The 14,141-nt window shown below is 42.4% G+C and carries 15 protein-coding genes; 5 read left to right on the plus strand and 10 right to left on the minus strand.

The window, feature by feature from the left end; translation table 11 throughout:
* Positions 1-32: 32 nt before the first annotated feature.
* From nuoL to Cabys_RS07140, 9 genes are read right to left on the minus strand one after another with little or no spacing between them, the layout of a single operon-like run.
* The gene (gene nuoL, locus Cabys_RS07100; protein ID WP_006929581.1) at positions 33-2,078 is read right to left on the minus strand and encodes an NADH-quinone oxidoreductase subunit L; all 2,046 of its coding nucleotides are present in this window, start codon (positions 2,076-2,078) and stop codon (positions 33-35) included.
* A 20-nt stretch (positions 2,079-2,098) separates the two neighbouring features.
* Positions 2,099-2,404 carry an NADH-quinone oxidoreductase subunit NuoK gene (gene nuoK, locus Cabys_RS07105; protein WP_006929582.1) on the minus strand — a complete coding sequence of 102 codons (306 nt, stop codon included), beginning with the start codon at positions 2,402-2,404 and terminating at the stop codon, positions 2,099-2,101.
* The gene (locus Cabys_RS07110; RefSeq protein ID WP_006929583.1) at positions 2,401-2,904 is read right to left on the minus strand and encodes an NADH-quinone oxidoreductase subunit J family protein; all 504 of its coding nucleotides are present in this window, start codon (positions 2,902-2,904) and stop codon (positions 2,401-2,403) included. The genes nuoK and Cabys_RS07110 overlap by 4 nt, the downstream gene beginning before the upstream one ends.
* 44 nt (positions 2,905-2,948) lie before the next feature.
* Complete coding sequence (locus Cabys_RS07115) at positions 2,949-3,491, minus strand: NuoI/complex I 23 kDa subunit family protein (RefSeq protein WP_006929584.1); 543 nt, start codon at positions 3,489-3,491, stop codon at positions 2,949-2,951.
* Positions 3,492-3,504: 13 nt separating this feature from the next.
* On the minus strand, positions 3,505-4,560 hold the full coding sequence (gene nuoH, locus Cabys_RS07120) for an NADH-quinone oxidoreductase subunit NuoH (RefSeq protein ID WP_006929585.1): 1,056 nt from the start codon (positions 4,558-4,560) through the stop codon (positions 3,505-3,507).
* A 20-nt stretch (positions 4,561-4,580) separates the two neighbouring features.
* Positions 4,581-5,750: an NADH-quinone oxidoreductase subunit D gene (locus Cabys_RS07125; RefSeq protein WP_006929587.1), complete on the minus strand. Its 1,170-nt coding sequence runs from the start codon at positions 5,748-5,750 to the stop codon at positions 4,581-4,583.
* Positions 5,734-6,237, minus strand: coding sequence for an NADH-quinone oxidoreductase subunit C (locus Cabys_RS07130; RefSeq protein ID WP_006929591.1), 504 nt, complete (start codon positions 6,235-6,237; stop codon positions 5,734-5,736). Before Cabys_RS07130 ends, Cabys_RS07125 begins: the two co-directional genes overlap by 17 nt.
* Positions 6,238-6,242: 5 nt before the next feature.
* The gene (locus Cabys_RS07135; RefSeq protein ID WP_006929593.1) at positions 6,243-6,728 is read right to left on the minus strand and encodes an NADH-quinone oxidoreductase subunit B; all 486 of its coding nucleotides are present in this window, start codon (positions 6,726-6,728) and stop codon (positions 6,243-6,245) included.
* A gap of 1 nt (position 6,729) precedes the next feature.
* Entirely contained in the window at positions 6,730-7,128 is a 399-nt protein-coding gene (locus tag Cabys_RS07140; RefSeq protein WP_006929594.1) for an NADH-quinone oxidoreductase subunit A, read from the minus strand.
* Positions 7,129-7,647: 519 nt separating this feature from the next.
* Here Cabys_RS07140 and Cabys_RS07145 point away from each other — a divergent pair.
* From Cabys_RS07145 to Cabys_RS07165, 5 genes are all read left to right on the plus strand, one after another.
* Positions 7,648-8,568 carry an SDR family NAD(P)-dependent oxidoreductase gene (locus Cabys_RS07145; RefSeq protein ID WP_006929596.1) on the plus strand — a complete coding sequence of 307 codons (921 nt, stop codon included), beginning with the start codon at positions 7,648-7,650 and terminating at the stop codon, positions 8,566-8,568.
* A gap of 190 nt (positions 8,569-8,758) precedes the next feature.
* Positions 8,759-9,100, plus strand: a complete 342-nt coding sequence (locus Cabys_RS07150; RefSeq protein ID WP_006929597.1) for an STAS domain-containing protein — start codon at positions 8,759-8,761, stop codon at positions 9,098-9,100.
* Entirely contained in the window at positions 9,097-9,675 is a 579-nt protein-coding gene (locus tag Cabys_RS07155; RefSeq protein WP_006929598.1) for an ATP-binding protein, read from the plus strand. Before Cabys_RS07150 ends, Cabys_RS07155 begins: the two co-directional genes overlap by 4 nt.
* A gap of 346 nt (positions 9,676-10,021) precedes the next feature.
* Positions 10,022-12,010, plus strand: coding sequence for a glycogen debranching enzyme N-terminal domain-containing protein (locus Cabys_RS07160; protein ID WP_006929599.1), 1,989 nt, complete (start codon positions 10,022-10,024; stop codon positions 12,008-12,010).
* Between the two features lie 282 nt (positions 12,011-12,292).
* Positions 12,293-13,525 carry an ISL3 family transposase gene (locus tag Cabys_RS07165; protein WP_006926671.1) on the plus strand — a complete coding sequence of 411 codons (1,233 nt, stop codon included), beginning with the start codon at positions 12,293-12,295 and terminating at the stop codon, positions 13,523-13,525.
* A gap of 205 nt (positions 13,526-13,730) precedes the next feature.
* Here the strand turns inward: Cabys_RS07165 and Cabys_RS07170 are convergent, their stop codons facing one another.
* Positions 13,731-14,069 carry a hypothetical protein gene (locus Cabys_RS07170; RefSeq protein ID WP_006929600.1) on the minus strand — a complete coding sequence of 113 codons (339 nt, stop codon included), beginning with the start codon at positions 14,067-14,069 and terminating at the stop codon, positions 13,731-13,733.
* Positions 14,070-14,141 lie beyond the last annotated feature (72 nt).

Raw genomic sequence — 14,141 nt, forward strand, 5'->3', positions numbered from 1 at the left:
ATAAATCTTTCCCTGTCGATTTTAATCTATTATTACATTAGAGAACCAATTATGATCAATATAACGCCGGCAAGTGCGCCAACAATGTAGTACTGCACCTGACCGGTTTGAATCTTACGTAATCTCTGGCCCATGCCCTGCGTAATATCGGCCACGCCGTTTACAATTCCGTCAATAAAGCCCAGATCAAAGAATCCGGTAAAGGCAGAAAAATTGCGCGTTAAAAAGGCCGAACCATTTACTATGCCGTCGATAATCGTTGCATCGAACCAGGCCAAAAAGTTGTTCCACAGCAGCAAGCCGTTAACAACAGTGGCGTTGTAAATCTCGTCAATATAGTATTTATGGTACGACAGATCATACAACAGCTTGATTTTTTCAGTTAATTTTTCCACGTCAACTTTTTTCCAGAAGTAAAGCGCAAAAGCTAATAAAATTCCGGAAATAGCCAGAATAATAGAAATGATCATGCCGTTAATATGCGCCGCATGCGCCGTATGCTCGCTAATCTCCAGAACGGGATGACCTAACTGCATACTGACGGCGGATTCCGGTTTTGCAATTAAATGTTCAAACCAGCCGTGTACCGCCGAAAGAGGATTTAAAGAGGGCAGCGTGTAAACGATAAAAATACTTAAGCTGGCCAGCACCATTAAGGGCACGGTCATCACCTTTGGACTTTCGTGTACGTGTTCGTACAAATCCGGACGCTGCGGCTCGCCCAGAAAGGTTTTGATCACCAGGCGGAACATGTAAAAAGCCGTAATGAGCGCGGCCGTAAAGCCGAAGAAAGGCAGGATGTAATGGACCGGATTCGATTGGCTCATGGCAAAGGCCAGGGTGCCGCCCAGAATGGCGTCTTTGCTTAAAAAGCCGGAAAAAAACGGAATACCGGAAAGGGCTAAGGTAAAGATCAAAAAGGTGTAGTAGGTGGCCGGCATCTTGTTTTTTAAACCGCCCATTAAACGAATATCGTTGGGATCGTCATGCACGCCTGTTTTATCCATGGCATGGTGCATGGCGTGAATAACCGAACCGCTTCCTAAAAACAAGCCCGCTTTGAACATGGCGTGTGTGGTTAAATGAAAAAAGCCGGCGGTGTAAGAACCGACGCCCATGGCCATAATCATGTAACCTAACTGGCTGATAGTGGAGTAGGCCAGCACGCGTTTGATATCGTTTTGCGTGATGGCGATGGTGGCCGCAAACAGGGCGGTAAAACCACCGATATAAGCCACCACCAGCATGGCGTCGAACGACAGCATAAAGCTGATACGGGCCATGAGGTAAACGCCGGCCGCAACCATTGTTGCCGCGTGGATTAAGGCGCTAACCGGTGTGGGGCCTTCCATGGCGTCTGGCAACCAGACGTGCAGAGGGAACTGGGCCGATTTTCCGATGGCGCCGCAAAAAAGCAATGCGCCAGCGGCCGTCAGCAGCCCGCCGCTTAATTGGCCCTCAGCCACTCCTTTAAGAACATCGTTCAGATTAAATGAACCGATGGAGGTAAAAACGATCAAAAGCCCCAGTAAAAAACCAAAGTCGCCAACGCGGTTGGTAATAAAAGCCTTTTTGCCGGCATTGGCGGCGGAGTCTTTTTCAAAATAATAACCGATTAGCAGGTAAGAGCAAATGCCCACCAGTTCCCACATGATGAAGATACCGAACAGATTATCCAGCACCACCAGGCCCAGCATGGAAAAGCTGAACAGAGAGAGATAAGCAAAAAAGCGATTGTATCGCGGATCGCCATGCATGTACCCAATGGAATAAATGTGCACCAGAAAACTGACCGTGGTTACGACCATCAGCATTACAACGGCCAGATTGTCCAGATAAATGCCCATATCAATCCTGAAACTGCCAACATCAATCCAGGGGATGGATTTCGTTACAAAAAAATGCGGATCGTAACTGGTCAATATCCGGATAAAGAGAATAATGGATAATATGAAAGAGATGCCAATTGCCGTAACCGAAATAAAGTCGCCTTTACGAGGCAAACGTTTTCCGAGAAAAATTTGAATGACAAAAGCCACAAGCGGCAAAAGCCAGATATAAAGCGCAAGCGTAATCATAGTTTCTCCTGCAATCGCTTTTAATTTTTCATTTCGTTCATTTGGGTAACATCAACCGTTGTTCTCAGACGATAGAGATTAAGAATGATGGCCAGGGCAATCGCAGCTTCGGCAGCCGCTAAAATGATGATGAAAATGGCTATCATCTGGCCATTCAACTGGTGGTCCACAAAGCGTGCAAAGGCAATAAAGTTCAGGTTAACCGAATTGAGTACCAGTTCCACGCCCATCAAAATACCAACGGCATTCTTTTTGTAAATAATGGTAAAAATGCCCAGAGAAAAGACGATTCCCGCCGTAATAAGATAAGGTAAAAGACTGTTCATTTTTTCTTTCCCTCCGCTCGTGCTAAATAAACAGCGCCAATCAAAGCCCCTAACAGAAGAACCGAAGCAATTTCAAACGGCAACAGATAATCCGTTAAAATAGCCGTACCAATAATAGCCGTGGTGGGTTCAAACGCTTTATCAATGATTCTTATCCAGGGCGTTTTGCTTAAAACAAAACCAATAATAATCAGAACAAAAAGGCCGCCAGCCAGACTAAAGATAAATGAATTGTGAGAGGTTAAAGCCTTTAGATCGTAAATATTTTGAGTGAGTAAAACGCCAAACAAAATTAAAATTAAAATACCGCCCACATAAATAATAATTTGTGTGACGGCCAGAAAATCGGCGCTTAAATAGATGTAAAGACCTGCAAAGCCAATAAATGTAAAAAGCAGGGCAAAAGCCGAGTAAATAATTTTATTGGCAAAAGCCACGATAGCCGCAGAAAAAAGCGTAAAGGCCACGATGGCATAAAAAAGTATTTCCTGCATTTCCATCAACAAATCTCCGTTTTTTCTTTATTTATCTTAAGAAAATGAAATTAATTTGCAGGCGTACCGGAGCCACCTGTTTTTGCTTTGGCAGCCGCCCGGGCAGCAGCCTTTTCGGCTTCACGTTTTTGTAATTCGGCCACCTGTTCAGCCGTGTAATTTGAAAACTGAAAAATCAAATTACTCCTGTCTTCCTGCGCATATTCGTAATCCGGCGTCATGTGAATACACTCCGTTGGGCAGGGAAAGGTGCATAAATTACAGAAACAACACTTGGACATATCAATATCAAACCGGATAACATGAAACGGTTTCTTTTTGCCGTTGGAGGTCAATCCAAGGTCTTCGTCCTTGCCGGCTTTAATCAAATCGATTTCGATACAATCCACCGGACAGGCGCGTTCGCATTGACGACAGCCAATACAATCTTCGATGCGAACAAACAACTGCATACGCGAACGGGGCGGCAGTTCAACTTTTTCTTTTGGATATTGAACGGTCACGGAAGGCACAAAAAGATGTTTAAAAGTAACCCCCATTCCGATCAAAATAGTGACAACAGCTTCATATATATTTTTAAAATATTCAACCATGGGTTCCATCCTCTTATAGAGTTAAAACTCTCCAAAAACTGATAATAATAACCAGAGCAAAGGAAAACGGCAATAGCACCTTCCAGGAGGTGTACATCAGTTGATCTACCCTCACGCGGGGCAGAGTCCAGCGTAGCCACATTTGCACAAAAACGAGTAAGAGTATTTTGGCAACGAACCAGATCGGTCCGGGAATGAAATCAAGAAAGGCAAAAGGAGCCATCCATCCGCCCAGAAAGGCGGTAACCCCGATGGCCGAAACGATAAACATGTTGGCGTATTCCGCCAGAAAGAAAAAGGCGAAGCGCATGCCGGAATACTCTGTATGAAAACCGGCCACCAATTCCGATTCAGCCTCCGGCAAGTCGAAAGGCGTTCGGTTGACCTCGGCCAGCGAGGCAATAAAATAGATGATAAAGGCAATAAACATTAAGGGAAAGTAGTCAAAGGCATGCCAGGAGAACATATTTCCGCTTTGACTTTCAACAATCTTTTGCATACTTAGCGAGCCGCTGATCATAACAACCGGAATCAGCGAGAGCCCGATGGGCAATTCATAAGAGATGATTTGCGCCACCGAACGCATGGCCCCGTAAAGCGACCATTTATTATTGGAAGCCCAGCCGGCCATTAAGATGGCAATAACGGCAATGGAAGAAATAGATAAAATGTACAATAATCCCACATTGAGATCGGCCGGGATAAAATTTTTACTCCATGGTAAAACGGCAAAGCTGGCCAGCGCAACGGCAAAAACAATCATCGGCGCCATCTTAAAAAGCAATTTGTCCGCTTTATCCGGAATGATGTCTTCTTTAATTAACAGTTTTAGAGCGTCGGCAATGGTTTGCGCCCATCCGTGCCAGCCGCCGACTTCCATAGGCCCGAGGCGATCTTGCATGTGCGCCGAAATTTTCCGTTCGAGCCAGACGGCAAACAAAGCAAATACGGCCGCCACGCCAAAAAAGACCAGCGCGGCTACCACGCCCACGACCGTAATCTGCAACCAGTAGGGCATTTGTGTTAAGGCAGGAACAAGCTCAATGGCAAATTTCAATAAAGGTTCCATACTTTCCTCATCTTATTTCGTTAGCGATCTATCTCACCGAGAACAATGTCAAAACTTCCCAGAATGGCGACCAGGTCGGCAACCATGGTCCCTTTGGCTATTGCAGGCAAAATGCTCAAATTGCTAAAAGCCGGCGCCCGCACTTTTACGCGCACCGGAGTCTTTCCGCCGTCAGAAATGATGTAGTAGCCCAGTTCTCCGCGAGGCGTTTCGGTGCGAAAATAGATCTCGCCCGCCGGTACGCGTACATTTCGCGGAACGGTCTCTTTGGCGTCTCCCTCCGGTATTTGATCAAGCGCCTGCCGAACAATCTTCAGGGATTCTATCATCTCTTGCATGCGCACCCAATAGCGGTTCCATGAATCGCCAATCACTCCGCGCGTGCCGTCGCCCACGCAAACGTTAAAGTCAAAGCGATCGTAAATGCCATAGGGATCATTCTTGCGGATGTCGAAATGAATACCGGAACCTCTTAAGGTGGGACCGCTTAACCCATAATTAATGGCCAGGTCTGGCGGAATTACGCCAACGCCGGCCGTGCGGTCGATGAAAATTTTATTAAAGCTTAGCAGGTCGTTGTATTCTTTGATTTTGGTTTCAAAATAATCGCAGAACTTGCTGACTTTTTCCAGCCAGCCGTCCGGCGTATCAAAAGCCACGCCGCCGATCCAGATGTAATTGTAAAGCAGGCGGCCGCCCGATATCTCTTCGAACAGGTCCAGAATCATCTCCCGCTCGCGAAAGCCGTATAAAAAGGGCGTAAAGGCGCCAACATCCAGCCCAAACGTGCCATAGAACACCAGGTGGCTGGCAATACGATTCAACTCGGCCACAATGACGCGCAGGTACTGGGCGCGTTCGTTAACTTCGATGCCGGCCAGCTTTTCAATAGCCAGGGCATAGCCCAGCGCATTGTTCATCGAGGCCAGGTAGTCCATGCGATCCACATAGGGCACAATCTGCGGCCAGGTCATCTCTTCGGCGTGTTTTTCAAAAGTCCGATGCAGGTAGCCGATGTAAGGCGTGGCTTTTTCCACGATTTCGCCATCGGTTTTTAAAACGACGCGCAACACGCCATGGGTGCTGGGATGCTGCGGGCCCATATTTAAAATAAATTCGTCGGTTTTTAGAGGATCGGGCTCCTCTAATTCAAATCTTGAATCCGGAAAATTGTTATTCCACAGAGTCATTTTCTTCTTCCTCACTTATAGTCACAGGGATTCCATGCCATTCTTTGGGAGGCTTGTAGTCTTTGCGCAGTGGATGGCCTTCCCAGTCTTCCGGCAATAAAATACGTCTTAAATCGGGGTGATCCACAAAGTGAATACCTAACAAATCATAGGCTTCTCGTTCATGCCAGTCAGCCGTCCGCCAGATATTAGCCACCGTGTGCACATCGGGCTTTTCTTTGCTGACTTCGGTTTTTAAAACGATTTTGTGGTTTAATTTCATGGAATATAGATGGTAAACCACTCCAAGGTTTTCGCCCAGGTCCACTCCGGAAAGACACATCAAAAAATCAAATTTAAGGTCGTCCTCATCCCTTAAAAACTGGGCGATCTGGTTGGTTTTATCCGGCGCTATTTTAATAAAAGGCTGAAGAACTTCATCGTTCAGCTCCAGAATGGCTTCGCCGAATCGTTCTTTTAATTTTTGGAAAATATCTTTTGCTTCCATAGTTGCTATCCTATTTTAGATAGAAGGCGTTCTTTTTTAATTTTTTCTTTCAATTCCATAATACCCTGAATCAAGGCTTCGGGGCGCGGCGGGCAGCCCGGCACGTAAACGTCAACCGGCACAATACGATCAACGCCCTTAAGAACATGATAGCCATATTGCCAGTATGGACCGCCGCTATTGGCGCAGCTGCCCATAGAAATAACGTATTTAGGCTCCGGCATTTGTTCGTACAGACGGCGGAGCAGAGGAGCCATTTTAATGGTCACCGTGCCAGAAACAATCATCACGTCGGATTGCCGCGGGCTGGGACGGAAAAACATCCCATGCCGGTCAAGATCGAAACGCGAAGCGCCGGCAGCCATCATCTCAATGGCGCAGCAGGCCAGACCAAAGGTAATGGCCCATGGCGATCCCTGACGCGCCCACGATAATAAATCATCAAGCGTAGAAAATAAAATATTGTCCCGAAGGGCATGTATGTCGCTCATCCTATTTTCCTTTCTCTTTGGGGAGATATTCTAATTTGGGTCGAGGTTTTATCCATTGTAAATCGCCTTTTGCCCACACATAAGCCAGGCCAACTAATAAAATGGTAAGAAAGATGAACATTTCCACAAAGGCTACTATCTTTAAACTGTCAAAGACAACAGCCCATGGATAGAGAAAAATAATTTCGACTTCAAAAATAAGAAAAACTAAAGCAATAATATAAAAACGGTTGTTGAAACGAACCCAGGCGTCGCCCTGAGGCAGTTCACCACATTCGTAGGTTAAATATTTTTGCGGATAATATCTGCGCGGCTGGATTATTCTGGAGATTAAAATAGTTATACCAACCATGACCAGACCGGTCACAAAAAAAATCAATGCGATGTAAAATCCCGTCATACCCTTTTCCTTTACAATGTCCATTGACCCGTTAAAAAATTTTTAAACGGCAATTTAAGACTTTAAAAAAATTAAAGCAAATTATTCACAATAGAATTAAAGTTTGCCGTTTTCGATGGTTTGCTGCTTATGGTGGAAAGGGCAAAATTGTATAATGAATCCAACAAAATAAATTTTTCACTTGCGTAGTTTCAGTAAATCAGCCGTTAAATGGGAATCTGAAAAAAAACGTTTAATAGTTGTTTAGTGTAATACACAGAAAGCTTAAAAATACGAATTGTAAAAGAAGAATACCGTTCAGGTAAAGTTTTTTGAAACAAAAATATTTATTCGCTATTTAATGGCGCAAATGATAATTTATTACAGACATTAATCATAGTAATAGTGGAAACAGTTTGTCGTTAACAGTTTGGCTGTCGATGGCATAAAATTATCGAAAAGACTAAACTTTTGTTCATTTAATCCTAAATTAAATTTTTAAAACGTCGAAAATGAAGCGCGGAATGGAAAGGAGTTCGAATGAACATTCTGGTTACCGGTGGGGCCGGTTTTATTGGTAGTCATCTGATAGATCGTTTGCTTAAAGAAGGCTTTAACGTTCGAACGCTGGATAATTTACATCGCGGAAAAGAAGCGAATATTAAAGCGCATATCGAAAGCGGACGCCTCACTTTTTTTCGCAAAGATATCCGCTACTATGAACAAATTGAACCGCTGTTTGCCGACATCGATATGGTGTATCACCTGGCGGCGCAATCCAATGTTTTGGGAGCCGTACAGGATGTGGATTATTCGTTTAATACCAATGTTGTGGGCACATTTAATGTGTTAAAAGCCTGTAAAAAGCACGGCGTTAAGCGCTTGATTTTTACCTCTTCCCGCGAAGCTTACGGCGAAGCCCAATATCTGCCAGTCGATGAAGCGCATCCTCTCTCTTCGAAAAACACATACGGCGCCAGCAAGGTGGCCGGCGAAACCTATTGTCGAGTGTTTCAAAACATGGGCGAATTGGAAGTGGTTATTCTCCGACTGGCAAATGTGTACGGCGAGCGCGATTTTGATCGTGTCATCCCCATCTTTTTAAACAATGTGCTGAACAATCGGGATATTCATATTTACGGCGGCAAACAGGTCATTGATTTTGTTTCCATCGAAATCGTTGTGGAGGCCCTTGTGCAATCTATGGATAACCCCCTGGCAATTAAAGGGCCCACCAACGTGGGTTCGGGCAGGGGAACCACCTTATTCGAATTGGCAGAGCGGATCATGAAATACACCAACAGTCAGAGCAAAATCGTAGTCGATCCTCCTCGCAGCGCGGAGGTGGTAAAATTTACCGCCCAAATAGAGCGCTTTAAAAAAATTTTTAAAATCAAAATTCCGGAAGATCCGTTGTATTATTTGCCAGAGATGATCGCCAGAATAAAGCAGAGCGGCTAAATGACGCAACAACGGGAAACCAGGTTTTGAAAAACAGCGCAACCCAAAAAATGCACGATCCGTCTTCCGGAAATTGGAAATGAGATGAAAAAAAATTATATTAAATGTGAAATGTGAAGTATATGATTAGCCGGAGAAGAGTTTTAAAATGAGGGCGGTTGAAGTTGGTTGAAAAATTAGGAGATGCAATATGAGTTTTTCTTTTGAGATGAAAAATAATATCCTTGTAGCGCGCATTCATCAAAAACGGGCAACCGTAGAAATTGCCGGGGATTTTAAGGAACAGCTTCTTAAAAAAATGGATGAACTGGGAGCCAATGTTCTGGTAGATTTGAGCGTTTGTGAATTTGTGGATAGTTCCTTTTTAGGCGCGCTGGTTGCAGGCCTGAAAAAGGCAACCATTCATAACGGAGATTTAAAAATCTTTGGTCTGCAGCCGCCGGTAAGCGCCATGTTTGAGCTTACCCGTTTGTATCGTATTTTCGATATTTTTGAGAACGAAGAAGAAGCGTTAAATAGTTTTCAATTATGAGTGAAAAAATCATCTTATCTGTGCCTGCGCACCTGGACTATCTGGCGATTGTCGAGAGTTTTGTCGAAATGGTGGGGAAGCACATCCCTGTGCAAAACAAAGAGCTGTTGGCCCAACAATTAAGATTTACGGTCAATGAGGCTTTTGTAAACATTTTGCAGCACACCCCCCGGCCGCCGGATGGCATGGTGGTTATCCATTTTGAATTTGATCCGCCCACCCTCTACCTGCGCTTTCCGGATCGTGGGAAGGGATTAAAGATTAAGGATCAATACCCGCCTTATTCTTCAGAAATGGTGGGGGACGATTACCTCATTTTAAAAACACTGGGTGGTGAATTATACGGCTATATTGAAAATCCGCGCACGGTTAAACTCTGGTTTAAAGAAGTGGACACGCAAATGGATAAAAAACAGATTATAGCCCAGTTAAAGCCCGGAGGTATGGGGCTTTCTATTATCGTTAAGTTTATGGATGAAGTGCGTTTTGTAAAAGACGAAGAAGAAGGACACTATCTTGAAATAAAAAAGTATTTAACCGGTGATCAGGAAAGTGGGCGCAACTCTGATTCCTGAGAAATTGGTCAATTCTGCGGAGGGGATAACAAAAAAAGAGTATCGGTATTTTAACCAGGTAGCGTTAAGAATTTGTTGTTTAGGCCGAAAAAATTAAAAAAGCTGATAACCTGTTGCCCGCATATTTCAGGGGAGTGAAATTTAGTTTAATATGATCGGGCAAATTAAAAAGAAACAATATCAAGTATTAATCATAAAACCAGAAAAAAGCGAAAGAACATAAGGAGTTTTACGGTAGCGCAAGAAAAGGATTGCTACAATTGACGCAAGTCACTACAGGTTGTGAAAATTTAATGAATAATATTATTCAGGTTTAATCATCTAATTTGGGAGTCGAAGGCATAAAATGGAATTTCATAAGGATGTGTTACAGGATATCAAGAAGGCGCAGCGCTACGAATGGCTTGAGGCAAACTCGTTAGGCGCCTATTCGTCTTCTACCATTTGCGGGATGAACACCAAACGCGAGCATGGTTTACTGGTTACGCCGCATCCCACGCTCAATCGCAAGGTGGTCACTCTGGCCAAATTCGAAGAAACGATTTTTGTTGAAAATAAACTGTACGAAATTTCAACTAACTCTTATAAAGACAGCATCTATCCCCATGGTTATCAGTATCTGGAAAAATTTTGTCTGGATCCCTTTCCCTGTTTTTTCTATCAAATTGAAGACCGGCGCATTCGCAAAGTAACATTGCTTCTGGAAAATCAAAATATTCTGCTGGTTCGTTACGAACTGTTGAATCAGGGAAGGCCGGTTACTCTGGTTATCAAACCATTTATTGCGGTGCGTTTTAATGATGTACTGAATACCGAAATTCAGGGCTTAAATACCGATACTTATTTAGGAGAATCTTTTGTCCGCTGGGCACCCAGAGGAAAGATGCCAGAATTGTACATCTATTTTGACAAAGGAGAATTTATTCCCGCCACCCTGTGGTATCATGGATTTGTCTATCCTAAAGATTATAAAAACTATCAGCCAGGCCCCGAAGATCTATTTAACCCCGGCTTTTTTCAGGTGGATATTAAACCTTATGAAACCTTCGATTTGTTTATCTCGGTTAACGCGCTTGATAAGTATAAGCTCGATTTTGAAGAGCAATATTTTCTGGAAAGCAGAAGACGCCGATACCATTATTTTGATTTTATACCGCAGCATAATCAATTAAAAAAGATGACCAAAAACTTTCAGCGCACCATTCAAATAAAAGAAGACAAATTAAATTTTCCCATTTCACTTTTTAATAACAAATCGCAGACCTTTTTCTTTATGCAGGAATTATCCGCCTTTATACAGCTTTCGGAAAATTATCAACTGATAAAGAATACAATTAAGGATCTTTTAAAAACCCTGGACGCCGGAATTCTGCCATCCAATTATCCATATGTCGATGAGCGCCCCGTTTACAACCAGGTAGATTTAAGTTTATGGCTGATTCAGATAGTCTATGAATATTATCTCAAAACCAATGAACTCAAATTTGTGGAAGATGTATTTGACCGCATACGCTCTATTGTCGATCTTTTTCAGAAAGGCACGCATTTTAACACCTATGCCGATAAAGACGGTTTGATTTTCAGCGGAGAAAGAAAAATAAATGTTTCCTGGATTCCGCTGAAGAGCAAAGAGGGCAATGTGTATCGATACGGAAAGCTTCTGGAAGTCAATGCCTTATGGTACAACGCTTTGAACATAATGATATTATTTGCCAATCAATTGGGTAAAAAACGATTGTCTTTTAAATATAAACAATGGATTAAAAAAGTAAACGCGTCTTTCTCGAAAAAATTTATTCTACCAGAAGAAAACGGCTTTTATGACTTTATCAATTCCAATGAAGAAAACCAGGATTTTCGAATCAATCAAATCATTCCGCTCATTCTCCCTTTTAGCCCGATTGAGCCAACCATGGCGCATAAGGCGCTAAAACGCATAGAAGAAGAGTTGCTAACCCCTTACGGATTAAGGTCGCGATCCATTTATGACGCTAACGATGGCGCGGCAAATGGAAAGAATGGCGGTTCGTATTTTAATGGCGCAATTTGGCCCTGGACTGTTTCCTGGTACATCAAGGCTTTATTAAAATGGCCTTCTGACAAAAAAATTGACAAAATCTGGAATAATTATTTTGAGCCGTTGCTTTCTCTGGCTACAAATGGTTTGATCGGATTTATACCGGAAGCGATTAAAATTGAAAATGGCCTGGAACGCCTGGGAAAGGAGGATTTTTTACCTTCTATTGCCAGTGTCATTCTGGCTGAATACCAGATACTGAACGGCTCAATTCCACCTGAAGAAGAAACTGAAATCACGGAAAAGGCCACTTCCTGATTTTCAGGAACAAGCCTTTTTTTCTTTAATGAATTTGCTCTCAAAAGCGTGCATTGTCATTTCGAACAAAGAGAGAATTCTTATAATCTTTAAAAAAGAGACGGGGCGTAAATTGCGCCGATGGATGGGGTGAATAGTTGATTAGTTGAATGGTTGAATAGTTAGTCTGTCATTTCATACCTGTTTCTGCAAATGTGGTGAATTCCTACTACCAAATTCCTGCAGAAATGTGGCTCTACTGGGATTTTTGTGAAAAACAAAAATAATCCTTAGATTGAGTTTATGAAAGATAAAGAATTATTTAAACAGATTTTGGGACTTTCGCATCCCTGGGAAGTGTCTAAAGTTGACTTAGATATTGCGAATGAGGAAGTAGAAATAGAGATTATCTATAAGTCAAAAAAAGGTTTTTGTCCCGAATGCGAAGTGGAATATGATATTTATGATCATCGCGAAAAACGTCGTTGGCGGCATTTGGATACATGCCAAATGAAGACCTATATTGTCTGCAAAGTTCCCCGCATTAAATGCAAGGAACACGGAGTAAAAACGATCAAAGTTCCTTGGGCAGAAAAGTCGAGTCGAACGACTTTATTATTTGAACGTTTTGCTATTGAGTTATTACTGGCCTCCAAAAACCAGAGCAAAACGGCACAATTTTTACGGATCAGCTTTGATATGCTTCATCATATAATGAGCAAAGCAGTGGAACGCGGGCTATCACGCCGAACGGAAGAGGACATTAAATATATCGGGATAGATGAGAAGAGTATGAAAAGAGGTCATACTTATGTAAGCGTATTATCCGATAGTGAAAGAAGACGTGTAATAGATGTAAGTGAAGGTCGCACAACAAGCTCTGCCAGTTCCTTAATAAACAAGGGATTAACAGAGAAACAAAAGGAGGGCCTCAAAGCGGTCAGTATGGATATGTGGAAAGCTTTTATTAAAGCTGTTCAAAAGGAGCTTCCCAATGCTTCCATAGTGCATGACAAATTTCATATAATGAAGTATTTAAATGATGGAGTGGATAAAACCAGACGAGAGGAAGCCCGTAAATTACAAAAATCTAATGATAAAACCTTAGTGAAAAGTAAATATTTATTTTTAAAGAATCCGGAAAATATGACGGACAAGCAATTATCGCGTTTCAGAAAAATTCAAGAACTTAACCTTATCACTTCCCAGGCTTGGGCGGCCAAAGAGAACTTCAAAGAATTCTTTAGGAGTGAAACAATAAATGATGCGAAATTCTTTTTTGCGGAATGGTATCAGGATATTAAGGGACGTTCTTTAAATAAAATGATTAAAGTAGCAAAAATGCTCATTGCTCATTCAGATGGCTTATTAAACTATATAAGATATCAGATAGATAATTCAGTAGCCGAATGGTTGAACGGCAAGATACAGGAGATAAAAACAGTTGGTAGAGGCTTTAGAAAATTTGAAAATTTTAGGATAGCAATACTTTTCTTTCTTGGTAAATTAGACCTTTTTCCACAGGAATCCCAGTAGAGCCAGAAATGTTTTTGCTTGCTGCTATGCTGTACTTGAATTAAAAATTATCACGCGGAGCGGGAGGCTGTGCCCGAAATAGTAGAGCGCCGGTTTGCTAAACTTGCGTCTTACATGTTAAATAATTTTCTGCGATGATTGGCGTAATCTGATAAAAAATTACTTTGCGCGCGTTGCGGTTGATTTTGGTTGCGGCTGCGCTGCATTAGTGTGAGCTCATTAGTTCTAAAAATTCATCCATTTTTTTAATGTCCACATTCTCTAATATTTTGTTTATTTTTCCGTAAACCTCTTCCCAGTAATAGGGATCGGCTACATGGCGCTCTTTAACCGCCAGGAAATCATGGCTGGTTAATTCATATTTGTTTAACAGATGCCGAACGAAAATGGCCTTTTGTTGCTGTGGAATACTGGCGTATTGAATGATCAGTATTTTTGCAGTGATTTGCGCAAACTGATCTTTGTCGATCTCATTGTTTGCTTTTGGCGTACAGCTAACGGTCAATAAAAATGCAGCCAGCAAAAAGAGTAGAATTTTTTTCATAATATTTGAACTCAATCCCTGTGTAAAGCGTAAATTTTTTTATTAATTTAAGCGTTAAAGAGAATGAGAGCA

The sequence above is a fragment of the Caldithrix abyssi DSM 13497 genome, from assembly GCF_001886815.1.
GTDB lineage: Bacteria > Calditrichota > Calditrichia > Calditrichales > Calditrichaceae > Caldithrix > Caldithrix abyssi.

Excerpts from the sequence above, each read along its gene's own strand:
- nuoL (WP_006929581.1), bottom strand. The coding sequence starts at position 2,078 with ATGATTACGCTTGCGCTTTATATCTGGCTTTTGCCGCTTGTGGCTTTT.
- nuoK (WP_006929582.1), bottom strand. The coding sequence starts at position 2,404 with ATGAACAGTCTTTTACCTTATCTTATTACGGCGGGAATCGTCTTTTCT.
- Cabys_RS07110 (WP_006929583.1), bottom strand. The coding sequence starts at position 2,904 with ATGGAAATGCAGGAAATACTTTTTTATGCCATCGTGGCCTTTACGCTT.
- Cabys_RS07115 (WP_006929584.1), bottom strand. The coding sequence starts at position 3,491 with ATGGTTGAATATTTTAAAAATATATATGAAGCTGTTGTCACTATTTTG.
- nuoH (WP_006929585.1), bottom strand. The coding sequence starts at position 4,560 with ATGGAACCTTTATTGAAATTTGCCATTGAGCTTGTTCCTGCCTTAACA.
- Cabys_RS07125 (WP_006929587.1), bottom strand. The coding sequence starts at position 5,750 with ATGACTCTGTGGAATAACAATTTTCCGGATTCAAGATTTGAATTAGAG.
- Cabys_RS07130 (WP_006929591.1), bottom strand. The coding sequence starts at position 6,237 with ATGGAAGCAAAAGATATTTTCCAAAAATTAAAAGAACGATTCGGCGAA.
- Cabys_RS07135 (WP_006929593.1), bottom strand. The coding sequence starts at position 6,728 with ATGAGCGACATACATGCCCTTCGGGACAATATTTTATTTTCTACGCTT.
- Cabys_RS07140 (WP_006929594.1), bottom strand. The coding sequence starts at position 7,128 with ATGACGGGATTTTACATCGCATTGATTTTTTTTGTGACCGGTCTGGTC.
- Cabys_RS07145 (WP_006929596.1), top strand. The coding sequence starts at position 7,648 with ATGAACATTCTGGTTACCGGTGGGGCCGGTTTTATTGGTAGTCATCTG.
- Cabys_RS07150 (WP_006929597.1), top strand. The coding sequence starts at position 8,759 with ATGAGTTTTTCTTTTGAGATGAAAAATAATATCCTTGTAGCGCGCATT.
- Cabys_RS07155 (WP_006929598.1), top strand. The coding sequence starts at position 9,097 with ATGAGTGAAAAAATCATCTTATCTGTGCCTGCGCACCTGGACTATCTG.
- Cabys_RS07160 (WP_006929599.1), top strand. The coding sequence starts at position 10,022 with ATGGAATTTCATAAGGATGTGTTACAGGATATCAAGAAGGCGCAGCGC.
- Cabys_RS07165 (WP_006926671.1), top strand. The coding sequence starts at position 12,293 with ATGAAAGATAAAGAATTATTTAAACAGATTTTGGGACTTTCGCATCCC.
- Cabys_RS07170 (WP_006929600.1), bottom strand. The coding sequence starts at position 14,069 with ATGAAAAAAATTCTACTCTTTTTGCTGGCTGCATTTTTATTGACCGTT.